17 protein-coding genes are annotated in these 17,391 nt (G+C 54.7%); 1 reads left to right on the forward strand and 16 read right to left on the reverse strand.

The features are described from left to right. Positions 1–43: 43 nt before the first annotated feature. Positions 44–790, reverse strand: a complete 747-nt coding sequence (locus tag GRH90_RS16165) for a TIGR03759 family integrating conjugative element protein (RefSeq protein WP_162366992.1) — start codon at positions 788–790, stop codon at positions 44–46. A gap of 9 nt (positions 791–799) precedes the next feature. After that, positions 800–1,636 carry a plasmid transfer protein gene (locus GRH90_RS16170; protein WP_162366993.1) on the reverse strand — a complete coding sequence of 279 codons (837 nt, stop codon included), beginning with the start codon at positions 1,634–1,636 and terminating at the stop codon, positions 800–802. A 264-nt stretch (positions 1,637–1,900) separates the two neighbouring features. Between GRH90_RS16170 and GRH90_RS16175 the strand changes: the two genes are divergently transcribed. Then, positions 1,901–3,913, forward strand: coding sequence for an acyltransferase family protein (locus GRH90_RS16175; protein WP_162366994.1), 2,013 nt, complete (start codon positions 1,901–1,903; stop codon positions 3,911–3,913). Positions 3,914–4,011: 98 nt separating this feature from the next. Here GRH90_RS16175 and pilV read toward each other — a convergent pair whose 3' ends face one another. From pilV to GRH90_RS16245, 14 genes are all read right to left on the reverse strand, one after another. Next, positions 4,012–5,421 (reverse strand): shufflon system plasmid conjugative transfer pilus tip adhesin PilV, encoded by a 1,410-nt coding sequence (gene pilV, locus GRH90_RS16180; RefSeq protein ID WP_162366995.1) that lies wholly within the window; start codon positions 5,419–5,421, stop codon positions 4,012–4,014. A 3-nt stretch (positions 5,422–5,424) separates the two neighbouring features. Next, entirely contained in the window at positions 5,425–6,093 is a 669-nt protein-coding gene (locus tag GRH90_RS16185) for a prepilin peptidase (protein ID WP_162366996.1), read from the reverse strand. Continuing rightward, the gene (locus GRH90_RS16190; protein ID WP_162366997.1) at positions 6,090–6,566 is read right to left on the reverse strand and encodes a lytic transglycosylase domain-containing protein; all 477 of its coding nucleotides are present in this window, start codon (positions 6,564–6,566) and stop codon (positions 6,090–6,092) included. The genes GRH90_RS16185 and GRH90_RS16190 overlap by 4 nt, the downstream gene beginning before the upstream one ends. Positions 6,567–6,572: 6 nt before the next feature. Continuing rightward, entirely contained in the window at positions 6,573–7,157 is a 585-nt protein-coding gene (locus GRH90_RS16195) for a type 4 pilus major pilin (protein ID WP_162366998.1), read from the reverse strand. Positions 7,158–7,167: 10 nt separating this feature from the next. Next, positions 7,168–8,280, reverse strand: a complete 1,113-nt coding sequence (locus GRH90_RS16200; protein ID WP_162366999.1) for a type II secretion system F family protein — start codon at positions 8,278–8,280, stop codon at positions 7,168–7,170. Then, positions 8,273–9,841, reverse strand: a complete 1,569-nt coding sequence (locus GRH90_RS16205; protein ID WP_312857193.1) for a GspE/PulE family protein — start codon at positions 9,839–9,841, stop codon at positions 8,273–8,275. Before GRH90_RS16205 ends, GRH90_RS16200 begins: the two co-directional genes overlap by 8 nt. Positions 9,842–9,850: 9 nt before the next feature. Beyond that, positions 9,851–10,357 (reverse strand): type IV pilus biogenesis protein PilP, encoded by a 507-nt coding sequence (pilP, locus tag GRH90_RS16210; protein ID WP_162367001.1) that lies wholly within the window; start codon positions 10,355–10,357, stop codon positions 9,851–9,853. Further along, positions 10,344–11,627 carry a type 4b pilus protein PilO2 gene (gene pilO2, locus GRH90_RS16215; RefSeq protein WP_162367002.1) on the reverse strand — a complete coding sequence of 428 codons (1,284 nt, stop codon included), beginning with the start codon at positions 11,625–11,627 and terminating at the stop codon, positions 10,344–10,346. The genes pilP and pilO2 overlap by 14 nt, the downstream gene beginning before the upstream one ends. A 2-nt stretch (positions 11,628–11,629) precedes the next feature. Next, positions 11,630–13,321: a PilN family type IVB pilus formation outer membrane protein gene (pilN, locus tag GRH90_RS16220; protein ID WP_178113171.1), complete on the reverse strand. Its 1,692-nt coding sequence runs from the start codon at positions 13,319–13,321 to the stop codon at positions 11,630–11,632. Positions 13,322–13,332: 11 nt separating this feature from the next. Then, entirely contained in the window at positions 13,333–13,770 is a 438-nt protein-coding gene (pilM, locus tag GRH90_RS16225; protein ID WP_162367003.1) for a type IV pilus biogenesis protein PilM, read from the reverse strand. A gap of 1 nt (position 13,771) precedes the next feature. Further along, complete coding sequence (gene pilL2, locus GRH90_RS16230) at positions 13,772–14,995, reverse strand: PFGI-1 class ICE element type IV pilus protein PilL2 (protein WP_162367004.1); 1,224 nt, start codon at positions 14,993–14,995, stop codon at positions 13,772–13,774. A 151-nt stretch (positions 14,996–15,146) separates the two neighbouring features. Further along, complete coding sequence (locus GRH90_RS16235) at positions 15,147–15,578, reverse strand: DUF29 domain-containing protein (RefSeq protein ID WP_162367005.1); 432 nt, start codon at positions 15,576–15,578, stop codon at positions 15,147–15,149. Positions 15,579–15,668: 90 nt separating this feature from the next. Further along, complete coding sequence (locus GRH90_RS16240; protein ID WP_162367055.1) at positions 15,669–16,217, reverse strand: single-stranded DNA-binding protein; 549 nt, start codon at positions 16,215–16,217, stop codon at positions 15,669–15,671. A 78-nt stretch (positions 16,218–16,295) separates the two neighbouring features. Beyond that, positions 16,296–16,802: an STY4534 family ICE replication protein gene (locus GRH90_RS16245; protein ID WP_162367006.1), complete on the reverse strand. Its 507-nt coding sequence runs from the start codon at positions 16,800–16,802 to the stop codon at positions 16,296–16,298. Positions 16,803–17,391: the final 589 nt, after the last annotated feature.

Raw genomic sequence — 17,391 nt, forward strand, 5'->3', positions numbered from 1 at the left:
ACATGACCGGCGCCACCAAGGATAAAGACCATGGACAGCCGAATTAAAATGCCGCAATGTGCCATCCATTTTCTCCCTGCTGCAAAATAACCGGCATCTGCCCCTGACCGTATTGCAACCACAGACCGCGATCGTGGTTCAGCGTGACCTGCCGGCTACGTACCCGATCCACCGGGATAGCGTGGGTGATGGCCCACTGACGGACCGTGTCGTCTTTTCCGTCGCTGCCCACCAGGTAAATATCCACCGGCCGGTTGTCGGCCAAAACGGCAGCCAGTCGGGCGTCGCAGCGGGCACAGTCTTCACGGACAAACAGGGCCAATCGTCCGCTAGAATCGTGCGCAATGCCGGTCGCATTGCCCATGCTGACGGATAACGCATTGGGATAGAGTCGGCTCCAGGCGGCGTTGACCTCGCGCTGAAACGCCAGCTCTTTTTCGGTCCGCTGGTATTCCTCTTTCACCCACAGCTCCGCCAGCCGCCGGCGCTCTGCGGGAGAATCACTTTCCACACCGAGCGAGGTCAGCGGATCGAGTCCCGGTGATTGCACACCCCGTTTACCCTGCATCAGTTGCTGATACTTTTGCCATTCGATATCGCTCAGGCCCCACTGCTGAGCGCTCTGTCGAGACTGAAGTTGCGTGGATTTTTCCTGTAGGGTTTGCAGGGATTTTTCCTGTAGGGTTTGCAGCGTAACTCTGTTATTGGTGCCACTGCTGGCCACTTCGGCACTGGCTACATTCGAGATAAGCAGTAAACCCAAAAAGAACCTGCTGCTAATGATTTTCATATAAAGCCTCTACTGAGCGGTAAGCCGCTGCTGAATGCCATTAACGGAAAAAATAGCCTCATTGCCCTGCGCACTGCGCAGCGTCCAGCCCCAGGCAGAATCACCCAGGGCCAGCAATTGCATCTGCGATAAGGAAGACGCCCCGTTAGGCGCTACCACGGCGTAGACCTGCCCGCCACGACGCTCAATGCCGGTCAGGATAAACGGCGCAGCCAGTGGCACAGTCCTGGCTGACCGTAGGGATTTTTTTGCGGATGACCGTTTGGCCTTTTGGGTTTCGGCAGAAGGGCGATCGCTCACTGAAGCCGCTTTTTCCAAGCGCTCTCGCTGATCAATTAATGCCGGAATACGGGTCTTGAGCTCGTCGATAACCGACTGTAGGGTGGTCATTTGGCCTCCCTGACGCAAAAGGGTCTGACGGTCGTCAGCCATCGCCTGGGAAAGCTGCTCGTTTTTATCTGTCTGAGCCGATATCTGTTCCGCTAATGTATTCATTTCTGCTGTGACGTCGTCTTTCACTGCAAAACGCTGCTCTAGCCCCGCCAGCTGTTTTTCAAGGTTGGCAACCGAGGCCGACAGCTGGCTGAACTGGCCACTGCGAAAGGCGGCTTCAAGGGAATCGACACGGATGGCCATTTTATTATTTTGTATCGTCAGCACGATGCACAGCACGGTAGGCACGACAATACCCACGGTCATCGCCGCCATGACAAGCCGCTTGACCAACGTACCGGTTACGAAGGGAAACCTCTTGCGCCGGACCTCAGACACGGTTTCGGGGTTGGCCTCTTGAGGAGGCATATCGCCGGCATTGATGGAGTTATCCGGCGACGTTTCAGCGGTCATTGCACGTTATCCTATCAGCGGTTCAGAAAGGTATAAGGTGCAAAAACAGAGGGAAGAAGGCGACGGTTAACTCAACATCGCCCGTCGAAAATTAATGGGCCACTGTCCCTGGTGATGATTAAGCCTTTGGATGGCAGTTACACATTCTGGGGATGAAAAATGATACGAGATGGCTTTTACGGTAATGAGACCGAATCTCAAGTTTAGCCCCGCGGTGCCGATAAAACCTCTTATCATTTTTCGATATTTCAAGGCTTTCGTTACATGGCAACCTTGTTACAAGATAGAACCTCACCCGGATTTTACCGACGCGACATCGATGGTTTAAGAGCTCTTGCAATACTTCTTGTTTTATCTTTTCACAGTGGATTGACCCTTTTTCCATCAGGTTTCATTGGTGTCGATATTTTCTTTGTCATCTCCGGCTACTTGATTACGAATATCATCACATCAGATATCAAAAAAGATACATTTAGCGTTACGGAGTTTTACCGCAGAAGGTTGTGGCGTATTCAACCTGCCCTGATAGCCATGTGGCTTGTCGTATTAGGTTTTATCAGCCTGACGTATCTGCCAGACGATTACATTAAATATCTACACAGCCAAAAATATTCAAGTCTTCTCTTGGCGAATCATTTTTTCTCCCGGCAAACGGCGGAATACGCTTCGCCAGACTCTGCAACCTTTCCTCTATTACACACATGGTCACTGGCGGTGGAATGGCAATGGTATTTTTTCTTACCACTGATACTGATGGGGATAAAGAAATTCATTCCTCGTTTTGGTGTTGAAAAGATATCCTACATCGCTTTGTTTGTTGCGCTAGCGACATCCCTTAGCGTCATGTATTTTAAATCTACAGGAGGATATTACTTTCTTTCCACCAGAGTTTATGAGTTTTTGGCCGGCGCCTGCGTTATATTTCTTGAGCAAAAGTACAGATTGAAAGTCAATAATTTTATTATCAACAACCTTGTCGCTGCGTTATCTGCTATCGGCATTATCTACGTCGCATTAACGCCAAATGCGTTCAATGGTTACCCCAATCATTATGCACTAGTGGTTACCCTTGCGACCTGCACGATTATTTTTATTGGCGTATCACAACGAAAAAATCTCCTTACAGGATCGTTGAGTAGCACCCCTGCAGTTTATATAGGAAAATTATCCTATTCCTTGTATCTCTGGCACTGGCCTGTTTTTGCCATCAATCATTACATTGGCGGCGAAATTGACGCTATCAGGATTGCATTGTGTCTGGTGATTAGCGTAGCACTGTCACTGTTATCTTATTATGTAGTAGAACGTCCGCTCAGGAGAGCGAAGCTGCCACTTGTCAAATCCGTGGTTATTTTATTGCTGGCACCGGCCCTGTTTTCTTCCTTGGCAAATAAGGTTGTTGAACGCAACGAGGGATACGCTATACGGCTGGGTCCTGAGTATGATGCCACGTTTACACTTCAGGCCCAGTACGCGCAAAAAGCCGGCAACCGCGCTGATTGCCTTGATGGGCCACAAGACCCATCCGCATGTGAATTCGGGGATTTGACGTCCACTAAAACGGCATTGTTAATCGGTGATTCCAATTCCAATCACTTTTGGGGATTCTGGGATATTATGGGCAATGATGCACATGTCAAGATAACAGCCCTCAGCACACCTTCCTGTCTGGCCCTGCCCGGTATTTATCAATTTGACTGGTGGAAATATAAAAACCAGGCTTACCAAAAATGCTATAACAATGCGCAGCGCTATTATGAGCTTATCAAAAATCAGCACTATGACTACGTTATTATAGGGGAGATATGGGAACAATATGCACGAGGCCCTTGGTTAATCAACTCATTAGATGACCCCCGCAGCCAACCGCATTCCCAAGATCGCATGGAGGATGCTTTGCGTAAGGCATTAGACAATGTTACTCAAAGTGGAGCTCGTCCCATGATAATGCGCACTATTGCTCCGATGCCAACGGGATATATGGCTTGTCGTAACAGGGAAGCGGTACTTCGCCATTCGTTTAATAGACAAACATGTGATGCAACGCCAACGGGGAGTACAGAGGATGAATGGACATTGGATTTATTCAAAAAAATGTCTGAATCCTTTCCTCCGCTGAAGTTCATAGATCCTAAATTAGTGCAATGCCCGGAGGGAAAATGCGTCACTGAATTGGGTGGAGTTGGCATATACCGCGATGTAGGGCATATCACCGATTACGCTTCATACGTTTTTGGCGAGCGCTACCTGAAACAGGCAGGAAATCCGCTAAAATAATGCATAGATGATAATAGGCAGCCATGAACGTATGGCTGCTTGAGGCTCGTGAAACACATCAATTGGATCAGGAAACAGAGAAAGAAAAAACCTGTAATTTATTGATAGCCGACTAGGTTAAAAGCCCCCGGAGAACAGCCCTCGTTTGGTAGAGGATTAGACTGAACTGTAAAATTTGCACCAGCAGGGACGGGAAAACTGATGTAACCGGTTTTCGCCCATTCGACGTTATTATCTGCCCCCTGAGCTACGATCATGCCGTCAACGTAAGCCGTTAAAGCCCAACTATTCGAACATGCTCCATCTTTTACTCCCTTAGTGATAGTCGAATACCCTCCCCAAACGTTAATGAGCAAGGTATTTTGCCCCGAATTCCCGCCATTATACTGCGACGTGTGATACCCCAGATTGACATAACTACCATTGTTTTTTCCGACGTAAACCCACACACCATTTTGACAGGAAAGTATGGCTCCAGCGCCATCTCGCCCTACTAACCCATTGGGACTACAGCCATTGCCGGCAGAAGCCTGTCCATCTAATTGCAAATACTCACCGGCCGAGAGCCGCCCGTCCGCCCTGACGCTTCCCCCTCTCACCTGCCCACCGGTAAAAATATTTTTGTTGTTGATGGCGCGGACCCAATCGGTGTCGGACATATAAAACCCTCCGCCGTAGGTCTCGTTCATCCAGCCCTTGCTGCCGCGAGATATCAGCCAGCCATTATTGCTGCGAATATCACCCCCAGCAGTCACACCATTGCCGGCGGTGACGTTCGCCGCAGTCACGTCACCGCTGTAGTTACCGGTTTGCGCGTTAACGCTATCGGTATTATTCAGATCGTTGCCACCCATATCGATACTGGTATGCATGCGGTTCAGGTCAGGTTTACCGGTGACTGAAAAGCGATAGAGACGGTCGCTTTCTTCCCGGGCCGCGCCCAGTTCGTCAGCAGGCAGCAGCGCGGCGATATGCCCACTGGTGGTGCTCACACCAAAACTGACCAGCGGCACGCTCCAGCTTTCCATCGCGCCGGTCACATTGGCACTTTTCCAGACATAACCTCCCAGGCCCTCAATATCGACCGAAATATTCCTCAAGGCCTTGTACGGGAGGTCTGAACCCCCTTGGGTGATGACCAGCCCCTGAAGCTGATCGGTATTGATGGCATTGCGAGTGACAGCAGCGCGGAAGGTCTGTCCGTCGGTGGTGGTCTCGCTGAAACCTGATTCCAGAAAGCCGGTATTTTTCAGCATGGCCGGCGTCACCACCACCGGTGACGTGGTGCCGGCCGAGGCTAAAAGAGTGTCATAATACCGGCCAACGTAGTTTTTAACCGCCGCCCTAAAGCGCGAGGTCTGCGACGCCGTCACCTGCCATCCGCGTTGCAATAGATAATCATTGAAGACCGTCATCGCCCAGACCGAGACCATCACCAGGATAATCAGGCTGACGCCGGTACTGAGTACCGCCCAGCCACGGTGTGGCTGCTTATAGTTGCGTGACATTTTTCACCATACCAGAAGAGGATTGGAGAGACTAACCGACATGGCCAGCAGAGCGCTGTAACCCAGCCAAGGCCCCAATGGACCACCATGGGACATCTCACGCGCACCGGCATACCAGAGGGCAAAACCAACAACCCCGCTCGACAGTGCGAACAATGCGAGAGAAAAACCGAGCCAGGCACCGAGCCCGGTCATCAACCAGACATCACCGAGTCCCAGCGCCTCCCGGCCCGTGTAATACTTGCTCCCCACCCTTATTGCCACACCGGCCAGCAGTATACCCAGCGACGTAAACGCCGGGTGTAACAAGTCGCCCTTGCCGATGGCCACAAGCAGGCCGGCCAGCAGAAAGTACACGGTAAATTCTTTCGGCAACCAGCCGGCCAGGCGGTCTATCAGGCTCATCCTGAATATGAGAATCACAAACAGCACCGCCGACATCAATTCAAACGGCTGGACAGCGGATGACAGCATCACGGTAACGGTCATGGCGCCGGCATGCAGCCAGGTATGTCGTTTTACGGTCGCCATCCCTGGTTCGGCTGGCCGAGGATGACCGTAAACCACCATCAGTGCGGCAACCGTACGGATCTGGCTCCGCACCACCACAAGGGCGACGTAGAACACCGGCAGCGCCAGTTGCCACGGTCCGATCAGGGTAACTAGCGTCATAGCGCTATCCCCCTTTCTTGTTTGAGCAGTCGTTTATAAATGGCATAAGTACGGTTGGCATAGGATTCGCGGGTTTCATGCCGATCCTGGCGAAAACCCGCGTTATACGAGCCCAGGCAATTCCAGTTGATACCGCACACCTGAAAATGCGACGCTAAAATCCGCGTGCCGATTTGTACATTAAGACAAGGCCGGGTGAGCAGTTCGCTTTTGTCTTTGATGACGCCGTCACGAACGAGCTCGGGGAGATGCGTCGAGTTCACCTGCATCAAACCATAATCCCGGCTGACTTCCCGCCGGGCCGCTTTATCTCGGTTGATGTTAATGGCGGCAGGATTGAGACTGCTTTCACCGATAGCGATAGCCTTGACCAGCAAAGGATCGACATGATATTTTTCCCCGGCCGCGTCAAAACAAAATGCGATCGCCGGTCGACACACCACCCACAGCAGCAATAACAGTCCGCGCGCCATGTCAGGTTAACCGTTCACCGTAAAGACCAGGGTATTCTGGCCGGTGGTTCCGCTGTTCTTGGTACATTCCTTACCCGCCGTCTCGGCGGTCACTATGCCATCACTGTGCTGTGTGCTGTTGATGGTGATAGACGAAAACGCGCCGGCACCCAGTTGCTGGGCCATCGCGATGCAGGCGTCCTGGGGTATCTGCGGGTAAGTAACGGAGAACCCGTTATTAAATCCGTTAGACGCCACCGGCGCCACCACGATCTGGCCACCCCAACTATTCCACAAGGTTGCCGTACCCGAGGTCGAATCGCCCTGGACGGTCATGCCCTTAGGGACACCGCCTATCTGGATTAGCGTCCCGGTCATAGTGGCGCCGCTGGTAAAGCTGTAGCCGTTATTGCCCTTAAGATACCCCCGGGTAGAAGACACGATACTCTGGATATTACTGGTCTCCACGGCCACGTCTTTCTTGCTCCAAAGTCCCCACAGCATACCAACGACCACCACAACCACGATGACGATCAGTATGGCAATGGTGCCGTGCTCCATAACAGCCCAGCCCCGATGGGGCGAACGACGAGGTGAAACGGTAGGTAACATGTCAAGTTCCTTAATGAGGTGAATACTGGACCATGTCCTGAATTTGCATCACCATCCCCAGCATGAGTAAGAAGAAAGTGATTATCAGGAGCAAAGAGAAAATTTTGGCCACATTGGCCCGCGCGGCAACCAACTTAAGCGCCTGCTCAAGCCAGCGGTCGGCATAATGGCTGATAAGAACAGAGGCGCCGTCCCCTTTACCAAGCAACGACAGGTAGTTCGCCGCCTCCTGACTGGGAAACTGATAGCCGCACTTGCGCAGCGCTTTACCCAGACCGTCGCCCATGTTCACGCAGTCGATAACCGCCTCCAGCCGCTCTTGCAGCCAGGGGGAACCGAACGAATGAAGAGTCTTGAGCGCATTGAGCTCCGGCACGCCGGCGCCGATTAGCGCAGCGATGTTCATCAGGAACACGGTGCCCTGCAAGTCTTTGTACACTGACCAGGGCATCAGCCGGTCGGCGAGACGCCTCAGCCGTCCACGCCAGCGGGGTAAGGACCAAAACGCCATTGTGGTCAACGCCACGCACACCGCAGCGGACAGCAGGCCGTACTGCCCGGTAAAGACCGAGACGTGGTTCATAAAACCCAGGGCGCCGGTCCAGCTATCAGGGGCGGTCAGCTTGCTGAGCGTGGGGATAAGCAGGGTATTGTTGACTCCCAGCAGCCCCCCGCCGAGCAGCAGCAGCGCGGCGGGATAAACCAACGCCTTAATGACCTGCCCCAGAATGCGTCGGCGCGCCACAATCAGCTTGTCCGCCTGTTCGAGCGAGCGCGGTAAATTGCCGCTTTGCATGCCCGCACTAATCAGCGCCGCCTCTTCCCGTGGCGCCCAAGCCGCCAGCACGTCCTGCATTGAACGACCGGCCCGGTTGTCGGCGACCGCTTCAAGGCAGTCGTCGACCAAGTCACAGTACGGATGCCAGCGGCGGCCAAAGTCGGAGTGCACCTCACCTATCATGCGCAACGCATCTTCCAGCGGTTTTTTGTTTTCCAGCAGGAAACGCAGCGTTTCGTAGAACGGCTGGCGGTAACGCCCGGTAAAGGTGCGGCGCACCAGTTCATAACGCAGGCGTTGCCCCAGGCTCATGTCACGCGCTGGGCGAAAAATCTCCTCAGACATGGGGCACCTCGCAGCGCAACAGCTCATCCTCATCCAGGGGGCAGACCGAATCACCGTCCAGGGGATCGACCACCCCATCCGCCAGGCGCTGCAGAAGGTGCATACGACGGCTGATGCCACCGAGATGATTCAGCCAATGCTGACGCGCCACCGCCGGGCCATGGGAGAGGTAAAGCGTCATAAACCGCGCATCCGGGCGGATCACTTCGGCCAGAACGGTACGTCCGGTCACGCCACGACTCACAATGCGCCCGGTCAGCTCAATTTTTTGCTGACAAAACTCACACCCGTCCGGGTGGCGAAACCACAGTTGTTCAGGGCGGCAAACCTCAGGTTCGTTGCAGTATTTTTCGAGCCGCGCTCTCACCGGAGCGGGCAACCGCGGGGCCATTATTTCCCAGGGAATGCGACAATGGGGGCACAGCGTCTGGACCAGACGCTGGCTCAGCAGGCCAATCATTAGTTGCGGATCGGCTAACAGCTGGATGTTGACCCCCATTAAGGCCATACGCGAGAGGATGCCGGTCGCACTGGGTGCATGCAGCGTATCTAACACCATATGGCCCGACTCCACCGCATGCACCGCCGACATCACCGCATTAAGCTCTTGCAGCTCACCGATAATAATAGCGTCAGGATCCGAGCGTAACGCGGCCGCATTCGAGTCTTCCCAGGCTTCCGTCACGGACTCTTTGGTGTTTTTTTCCGGCATCACCGACGTTTGTATGGCCCCCGCGATATCGCCTTCCACCGGAAACTCGATGGTCAATAACCGTTTTTTGCCCCGGGTGCGATCCAGCCAGTGGCGACTGAACGTGCGCAGCGTGGTACTTTTTCCCGATCCCGTGGGGCCCGACAGCGTAAACTTCCCCTCGGGTATTCTAAGAATTCGTTCAATCAGCGCCTGCTGCGCGGGAAGAAACCCCAACTGCGCCATGGTCGGCACCTTGTGGCTGTCATCGGGGATGGTACGCAGGACCACATACAGGCCGTCAGGGGTGCCCATATGCTGGTAACGGGCGCCAAACAGTCCGGCCCGGCGCGCAAAGTTCGAGGCGATCCGGCCGCGCTGGGCACGCGTTTCGAGAAAATCGGTGGCCCTCAAATCGCACATCGAGCGATAAATGGTCGTCACCAACGACATGCCTTCCTCGCAGGTCAGTTCGTCGATGACTTCCAGGTCACCGTGTATGCGCATCTCAATCACGGTGATATTACTGTCTCTGCTCACGGTAAAATGGATATCCGACGACCCAAGCTGGCTGGCCAGAGTCATATACGACACCACCTTTTGCTGGTTAGCGCTGATATCTTTCGGATGCGCCATCATCACCGCGACGTCCGGATTATCCTGTTGCTGCTCGCGGCGGGCATTCAGCTCACTTAAGGAGACAAATTCTTTAACCGCATTGGGAAAGGTCGAGACCATGTCCATCACCCAGCGCTGTACGCGCGGATCAATCCGGCGGTTGGTATCGATAACCAGTCTGACGCCGCCCTTTCCCTCCGAGACGTTTTCCGCCAGCACAAAATCCATGATCTCTTTATCAGGTTGCATCATTCCCCCTTATCAAAATGACAGTTCGCTGCCGTCGCTGAGCCTGACCGTCGCTGGTGTCACCGCGGTTACACGCAGCTGACTGCCGGGAATTTGGTCACCGGCGATTACCTCGGTAACGCCGCCCTGCGACAGCAGGATGCGTGCTCGTAACTGGGTTCCCCGCCCATAGATTTCCTGCAACCGAACAGGGCTCGACGCTTGTTTCTGAGAGCTTGTGGCGGCGAACTTAGCATCCGACTTCTCTCCGGCGGGGCGCGACGGAATAAAGGGCAGCGGCGTAGTGGAGGCAGCAGTCTCACTGGCGATACTCTCGCTTTCGCGTAGCTGACGTTTAAGCCGGGCAGTCTGCACCTGTTGCTCCAACAGGAAATTTCGCGACTGAATAGCCTCAAGCTGACCGATGGTGACATTGTCGGTACCGGCCGATATTGGCACCTCGGCGGCCCAAACTGGCTGACTGAAAACAGCGGTCACGCCCAGCAGCCACAGCAGGCAGATGGCGTTAACGTTGTGCATAAAGACTCCCCTTGATGGTGTAGTCAAACTGCCCCTGCGGACTTAACGTAAACGCAATGCTGGTCAGGCGAAGACCGGTATCGTCACAGCCGGCCAGTAACCACTCTGGCGCCAGCCTGGCGTTAACCGAGAAGGTAAACTCCCGCCAGTCCTGCGGCAGCGGGGCATTGGCCGCTCCGGGAGCCGCCTGCGGGGGTTTGACTTCAGTGAACTGCACACGAATATTGCGCCGCTGCAGGTGAGAGACAAATCGCATCAGTTGAGGGTCCTTGGCCGGAACAACCTCATCGCGCACGGGGGATCTACTGGTTAAAAAGGGGATATACACGTCGCCGTTCTGTCCACCTTCCGTCAGATCAAACCCGGCATTCTGACCCAGCAGCTCTTTTGAGCGCTTAGCGAAATCCTCCACCGTGCTGCCGGCGGTTGCCACATAACGCAACCGTAGCCCGTCCAGCGTGCATTCGCCTGCCGTCAGCCGCCAGCCGGCGACAGAGACCGGCAACGGCTCACGGGTGAACCAGCACTGGCTCAAAAATGTCGATGACGGTGGGAGTGTTGCCCACGGGTGCGATGCGCGTACCGCTGGTTTATCCACCGTCACCGCCTGGCGGGCACGAAACGCCGCCAGCGCCGCCGCCTGTTGCGCGGTCAGCGCCGCATCATCTCGCCAGTTAAACAAGGCTGCCACCAGAGACACCATCAGCAGAGCCAGTATTCCCACGTTAGTTACCGAGGGGATCTCGCGCAGTTGAACACGACGGCGCTGGGCGCGTGTCAGCCCGCGAGTCAGAACCTGCCATGACAGGGCCTGCTCCGGGGTGGCGCTGTCGTGCCACCCAGCCTGCGTATCCCCGGGTTCGTTGAACTCTAGAAAACGCTCTCGTGCGGCTTCAACCTCTCGCAGCGGGCCAACTACGTCCCCCATCACTGACAGCCGGCCGCGCGCAGTGGCCAGAAACAGCCAACGGTCATCCTGTTCGTCAAGCTGGTAAACACCATAACTATTGCCGCCTTCCCGTTCGAGAAAGGCGGCCGCCAGAGAACAGAGTCTGACGCCCCGCTTGACTTTCGTCGGCCGGGCAAACCCGGTCATGCGCCCGGGTTTTCTGCCCACCTGTACCCGATGGGTATCCCCCAGGTTATTGCGGCGCAGGCGGATACGGGTGTCAGCCGCCTCCACCCAGCGCAAACCCACCACCCAGCCGGTGCGCCTGATAACCAGAACCGAAAGGCTCTCCTGTGGGGCAGTGCGTTTTGGTTGTTTCATGATCACCTCAGCAGAACCGGCGTAACAAGAATAACGAGCGTGGTGCGGGTGGTATTGCCGTTCTGACCACCCCCCAGGATAAAATTGCCCGGCGTGAACGTGCCTTGTTTATCGGCCGTAGTAGTCGCCTGATCGGAGCCGGTCAGAACCAGCGTTTCACCGGCGCGCATATTCACTTTTTGGGTCAGCGCTTCCTGCTGAAAGGTCGGCACATCATTGCGGGTGTTCCCGTCCTTGCTGACAAAGGATTCAACCTTTGGCGGGCTGGAGTAACTAAAGGCAAACTGCAGCTGTACGTCGCCGTTCTCCTGGATATAGGGCAGCATGGTCATAAACAGGCCGGTGGTCAGAATGCTGGTCTGCATTGAGGACGACACGCCGACGTTGGCGGTGGCCGTTGATGTTGAGCTGGTCAGAATGCCTTTCTGGTTGGAAAGTTGGTAAGGCACCGGCGTCAGGTTGGTGGTGGCGCGGTTGAGTTGGGTCACCACGCTGACATTGCCCTGCTCAGAGAGCGCTTTAATCAGCAGCTGCGAGCCTGAAAAACGCGCCGCACTGCCACTGGCCGTATCAAGGATGGAGAACCCCGCCGACCCGGCGTTATCCGCCGCGTTGGTGAAACTGCCCGACAATGTGGCGCCGGCATTATGTAGCGACTTATAAACCAGTCCCCAGTCCAGACCTAACTGCTCGTTACGGGTCTGGGTCACACTCAGCACCCGCACGCTCAGCTGCACCTGGCGGTTAAGCACCTTGTTCTGGTAGTCGATATAGCGCCCCACCCTGTCCAGGACCACCGGCGTATCGGTCACCGTCAGGGTGCCGCTGGCCGACGACAGCCAGTAACGCCCTTTTGACGGCGTCAGCATGTTCTCAATGGTTTTACGGATATCTTCATACAGGTTGCTGCTGAGGTCGTAAGCGGTTTTTTGCGCCGAATTGATGTCGCCGGACACGCCTGAACTGGAGCCGCCGGTGGTGCCCAACTGGTTGCCGGAACCGGAGTTCACCGTCGCTGAGCTGTCGATTTTGGTATTCAGGATGACCAATTGGTAGGTCCGAGTGTCCAACTGATAAAAGACAATGTTTCCCTGGTCACTGCGCCATGACAGCCCCAGCCGGCTGGCGGCAATATCCAACAATCCACGCAGGTCTCCTTGCCACTTCAGTCCGGTGATGGTCGTGCCTGAAAGCGCTACCGGCGCACTTTGAGCCCCCTGCCCACCGATTTGCGCTAACGGGACACGCCCATTGTCATCCGGCGCCGGCAGGTTGCCGGTCATTTGTTGCGTGGCAACCGCACCGCCGATATTGGTGGTCAGCGACTGCAGCGCATCAGGCGTAATAGTCACACGCAGGCCGCATAGCGCGGTAATGCGCTGACCCAGCTCTGGTAACGTCATGCCATCGGGCCGATTGAGGGTTATCTGGCACAAAGGTAGCGTCTTGTCTTCCGGCGTCGCCACCGCCGACGCCACCGGTTTGAGGTTAACCCAGGGCTTGTCGGTCCAGGTCACCGGCTGCTGCGAGAGCTCGGTGCGGCTTTGGGTTATGCGTTGTGCGGTATCGGCGTTGTCGCGCGCCTGGCCATCCATCCGGTTGATTTCTTTTAGAGAACATCCGGCTAACATCACCGCCGCCGCAATGGCAATAGCGGCGTAGCGCACCGGCCGGGACTGTGGACATATCGGCATCCGGCACTCCTTCAATTGAGATAAACTACGTTGCCTTCCGCCACGCCGGCAGGAAGGGAAAGATTCATATCGGTGCCGTCCGCCATGGTCAGCCGCCCGCCGGATACGGAGCAGGCCAGCGCAGAGCCCGCTGATTGACGGACAAGAGACGCGACCAGACCGGGCGTATCCGTTGACCAGATCCACAGCCGGCCACCGCTGACGGCGGCATGGATGCGGCTATCTACAGCGGGCACCATACCGAACTGACTCAGGGTCAGCGGCCCCTCGGTTAGAGATCGGGAATAACGCCAGTCATTTATCGCGTTGGCCAGGCGCAGCATGTCGGTGGCCAACGGGTCAGCGGTGACGCTAACGTCCTGGCGTAACGCGTGCGATGAGGGATGGAGCTGCACATTGCCCACCATCAGGAAAAACATCATGGCAATGGCGACAATCGCGTAACCCATATCAGTTACGCCCTGGCTGGTCGCTGACGGACACTAGGCATTGCAAACGGCTGGCTGAGGCAAAGAGCGGTTTATCCGCCTGGCGATACAGGCCAAAAACCTGGACCAGCACCGATTCAAAATTGCCGTGAAAGGCCAACGGCGCATCGATGCGGTAATCCAGCGTCACCGGCCAGATAACCACCCAGTTGCCGCCGCTGTCGCATTTGGCTTCATTCGCCCAGCGGGTCAGGGTCTCTTTCAGCGTAGAACCGACTTCTGCGCGCCACAGCTGACCGGAAGGTGCCACTGCTACCGGCGCTCCGGGTGTAAATACCGGTTTATTCACCGGTGCAGTGTTGACCGGCACAGCGGAAGGCGCAGGCATAATTGCCGTGGTGGGTTTTAATGTTACCGGGGCTTTGGTCAGCGCGACCGGTTTAGCGACGGTCAGCGCGGTAGATTTCTGAACCACGGCAGAGGCGGTGGGTGTGGTTAAAACCGGTTTTAAAGGGGGATTCTTCGTCGCAATTATCACCGGTGACGGTACCGGAACGTTTTCCGGTTTAAGCGGTGAAGCCGGAGTGGAAACCAAGGGCTGCGCAGCTGTCAGCGATGCTGCCGAGGTTTTGACGGATGGAGCAGAAAAGGGATTGCCTGATTGACGCACCGGCTGGTTCTGCGCTGTCTTCGGCATGATATTGCTAGCGATAACGGGTGCAACCGTCTGACGAACGGGGACAGCGTCGCGATAGGCATCGCGTAAGACAAAGCAGACTTCACGATTAACGTCATCGACCCGCAGGCGCCAGGCCGGGCCGGCGAGGATTTGCAATGCTTCGCTGAGTCGAACGGGGCCGATAGAACGCTGCACGGCCGGCAACGGCCGGCTCAGCAGTTCCGCAAATACCGCAGACGATACCGGGCACAACGAATACCCCGACTCCAGCAGCAGATAACGAAAGCCATCCCCCACCGAGCGCACCATCTGCACCGGCATGCTGATGTCCACCATCTGGTTAAGTGGATCGCGCTGCGCATCAGCCGGATGTGTGCTGACCAGAGTATAGCGGTCATAACGAACCACTTCCGGCGACCGATTCTGGTAAATATCGCTTACCCTGGGAGTGGCGGGTAAACGGGAAAGCGTGTCGGCAGAAGACGTGCCGTGATCGACGCACCCGGCAGTCAGCAATGACAGCGTGAACCACGCCAGTGTGCCTGGATGCAAAATCGGTTGTGCCATCAAAGTTCACCGTCGGAATAATCTTAATCAGAGACGGATATTCTGACGGCGGCGAGAACAGGGACAACGTTAAACTCTTTTTGGGAAAAGAAGAAAAAAGAAATAAAAAAACACCGGACAAGCCGGTGTTTCATTTAGCGCTAAGATATTATTATTCAGGATAAAAATCAGGAGATAATATTTGCACCATACTCCAGATACAATCTTCGGGAAAAATATCCAATTGTGTTTCCTGGGCTGCGATAGAAACGGAATCAGACCAGGTTGCGGCAATCCAATCAGGGTCAATAAGAGCGACCTTTAAGCTGGGTGTGCCTTTGATATGTAAGGCCAGAGCCTTACGTTGCTCTTTAATGGTACGTTGCCAACTTGAACCACGGCGTTCAGGCTGAAATTTCCATTTGAGAAGATGAGCAAGCAGAACTGCCATTCTACTGGCAAGTTCACGTTTCTCGCTTTTGCCCACGTCTTCGATCTCCTCGACTATATTTGCAATATCAATCTCGGAGAATCGACCAGCACGCAGTAAAGCTGCCTGTTCCTGCGACCAGGCAACAACATCAGTTTCATAACGTGTACTCATGGGTTGACCTCCAGTGACATCTCTGTCAGACCTTTATTGAACAATAGTCTGTCAGAGAAAAAAGCACCAGTCAAAGACCGGCGTATACGTTTACGAAATAGCATGAATTGCCTGGCGGCAAACGCCATATCCAAACCCCATAAACGGGATGTCATCGTCAAAATCTATCGGCGGTTCATTGCCCATTGATTGAGGCTGTGACTGCGGAATCCCACTGTGGCTAGGCGCTGTAGGCGGTTGTTGGCCTCGTTTATTACCGGCGGCTGGCTGACCTTGCCCACTGCTGTTGGCGCGGCCACCGAGCATCTGCAGGGTACCTTGCTGTTTGACCACTATCTCGGTCGTCCAGCGATCGACACCATTGTTATCCTGCCATTTACGGGTTTGCAGTTGACCTTCAATGTAAACCTGAGAGCCTTTACGCAAGTATTCTCCCGCAATTTCAGCGAGTTTGCCAAATATCACCACGCGGTGCCATTCGGTGCGTTCTTTTTCCTCATTGGTTTGTTTATCACGCCAGCTTTCAGAGGTGGCCAAGGAAAGACCGGCTACCGCCGTACTGTTAGGTAAATAGCGGATGTCAGGATCCTGCCCCAGAAAACCGACTAAAATTACTTTGTTAACGCCGCGAGCGGACATAATCATTCCCTCTTTGCATTGAGTTGAGAGGAACACACCCATCGGGCGTGTTCCGATTGGGTGTGTATCCGTGTCGGCTTAGAATGAATTCTCAGCGTAACTTCTCTGAGCTTCCGCGCTCTGTGCCGGCGGCGTTGAGGTTGGTTTTTCTGATTTAAACACGATCTGCCCGCCAATCTTTATCCACTCGACCGCAATCAATCGGGCTTTAAGCGAAGGGCGACTTTCGCCGGCATGCTCCCCTTTAGACAGGGTGAACACATCGGCAACCAGACCACTAAGCACAAAACCAATCAGCACCTGTTTCTCTTCATCCACGGACTTTTGGCAGCGGTTGATGAGTGAAACACTTTCTTTTCCGGCGATGGTCACGTCAAAACGGGTGTAAGACGCATTATCGGTCGGGCCGGAAAGGGCATTGATCACAGCGCAGGTGAATTCACCATTATTGCCCTGGACCTTACGGATATTATTTAAATATCCAATGCCGGTAACATTCAGGTTGAAAAATTCAGCCTTGGGCTGAGAAGACGAGTTGGAAGCGTTGCTGGGGTTGCTGGGTGTCGCATTAGGGGTTGCAGCCATGATGATTTCTCCGGGGTGAACATAAATACGGTGCGGAGAAACATTTATCCCGTGCGGGAGAATGTTTCCCGCAGGGGAGTCAGCGACGAGGCCACTGACTAACTGTGATTGTGAAGTGTGCCTTAACCCGAAGGTCTCTGTTTTCAAAGGTTAAACAGATTTACCGCTCGAAAGCACCATCTCTCAGGTCATGATGGTTTTGGCAGGTGATCACCCGAAGGCGTTCCTCTCAAATCACCGGAACATTGGCAGTTGTCGGAGACAACGAGTAGCCTGTCCAGTGTTAAACCGCATGAAAGAGAAGTCAATATTCCGGATAAGAAAAATTTAAAAAAAATTCAGTACGCGGCGGCGAAAAATAAACGGCGGCGCCTTTACGACACCGCCATTGCGATTTGCACCATAAATCTGAGGTAAAACTGCTTTCGCAGGCGCTCCGGTGGTGTGTTCAAGACCCGGCACGGTTTTCACGGAGGTTATGTGCCTTACAGACTCATCTCTCAGGTGTGGGAGCAGCCTGTCGGACTGTTCCGCTGAAACGCAATGCATGTAGCATTCCAGCAGACCGCAGTCACGGAGTGCGGCTTCA

The sequence above is a fragment of the Acerihabitans arboris genome, from assembly GCF_010131535.1.
Taxonomy (GTDB): Bacteria; Pseudomonadota; Gammaproteobacteria; order Enterobacterales; family Enterobacteriaceae; genus Acerihabitans; species Acerihabitans arboris.

What these genes read in the sequence shown, in the direction of transcription:
- pilM (WP_162367003.1), bottom strand. Translation starts at nt 13,770, where the DNA reads ATGGGTTACGCGATTGTCGCCATTGCCATGATGTTTTTCCTGATGGTG.
- pilO2 (WP_162367002.1), bottom strand. Translation starts at nt 11,627, where the DNA reads ATGAAACAACCAAAACGCACTGCCCCACAGGAGAGCCTTTCGGTTCTG.
- GRH90_RS16170 (WP_162366993.1), bottom strand. Translation starts at nt 1,636, where the DNA reads ATGACCGCTGAAACGTCGCCGGATAACTCCATCAATGCCGGCGATATG.
- GRH90_RS16205 (WP_312857193.1), bottom strand. Translation starts at nt 9,841, where the DNA reads ATGATGCAACCTGATAAAGAGATCATGGATTTTGTGCTGGCGGAAAAC.
- pilP (WP_162367001.1), bottom strand. Translation starts at nt 10,357, where the DNA reads ATGCACAACGTTAACGCCATCTGCCTGCTGTGGCTGCTGGGCGTGACC.
- GRH90_RS16235 (WP_162367005.1), bottom strand. Translation starts at nt 15,578, where the DNA reads ATGAGTACACGTTATGAAACTGATGTTGTTGCCTGGTCGCAGGAACAG.
- pilL2 (WP_162367004.1), bottom strand. Translation starts at nt 14,995, where the DNA reads ATGGCACAACCGATTTTGCATCCAGGCACACTGGCGTGGTTCACGCTG.
- GRH90_RS16165 (WP_162366992.1), bottom strand. Translation starts at nt 790, where the DNA reads ATGAAAATCATTAGCAGCAGGTTCTTTTTGGGTTTACTGCTTATCTCG.
- GRH90_RS16245 (WP_162367006.1), bottom strand. Translation starts at nt 16,802, where the DNA reads ATGGCTGCAACCCCTAATGCGACACCCAGCAACCCCAGCAACGCTTCC.
- pilV (WP_162366995.1), bottom strand. Translation starts at nt 5,421, where the DNA reads ATGTCACGCAACTATAAGCAGCCACACCGTGGCTGGGCGGTACTCAGT.
- GRH90_RS16195 (WP_162366998.1), bottom strand. Translation starts at nt 7,157, where the DNA reads ATGTTACCTACCGTTTCACCTCGTCGTTCGCCCCATCGGGGCTGGGCT.
- GRH90_RS16185 (WP_162366996.1), bottom strand. Translation starts at nt 6,093, where the DNA reads ATGACGCTAGTTACCCTGATCGGACCGTGGCAACTGGCGCTGCCGGTG.
- GRH90_RS16200 (WP_162366999.1), bottom strand. Translation starts at nt 8,280, where the DNA reads ATGTCTGAGGAGATTTTTCGCCCAGCGCGTGACATGAGCCTGGGGCAA.
- GRH90_RS16190 (WP_162366997.1), bottom strand. Translation starts at nt 6,566, where the DNA reads ATGGCGCGCGGACTGTTATTGCTGCTGTGGGTGGTGTGTCGACCGGCG.
- GRH90_RS16240 (WP_162367055.1), bottom strand. Translation starts at nt 16,217, where the DNA reads ATGTCCGCTCGCGGCGTTAACAAAGTAATTTTAGTCGGTTTTCTGGGG.
- GRH90_RS16175 (WP_162366994.1), top strand. Translation starts at nt 1,901, where the DNA reads ATGGCAACCTTGTTACAAGATAGAACCTCACCCGGATTTTACCGACGC.
- pilN (WP_178113171.1), bottom strand. Translation starts at nt 13,321, where the DNA reads ATGCCGATATGTCCACAGTCCCGGCCGGTGCGCTACGCCGCTATTGCC.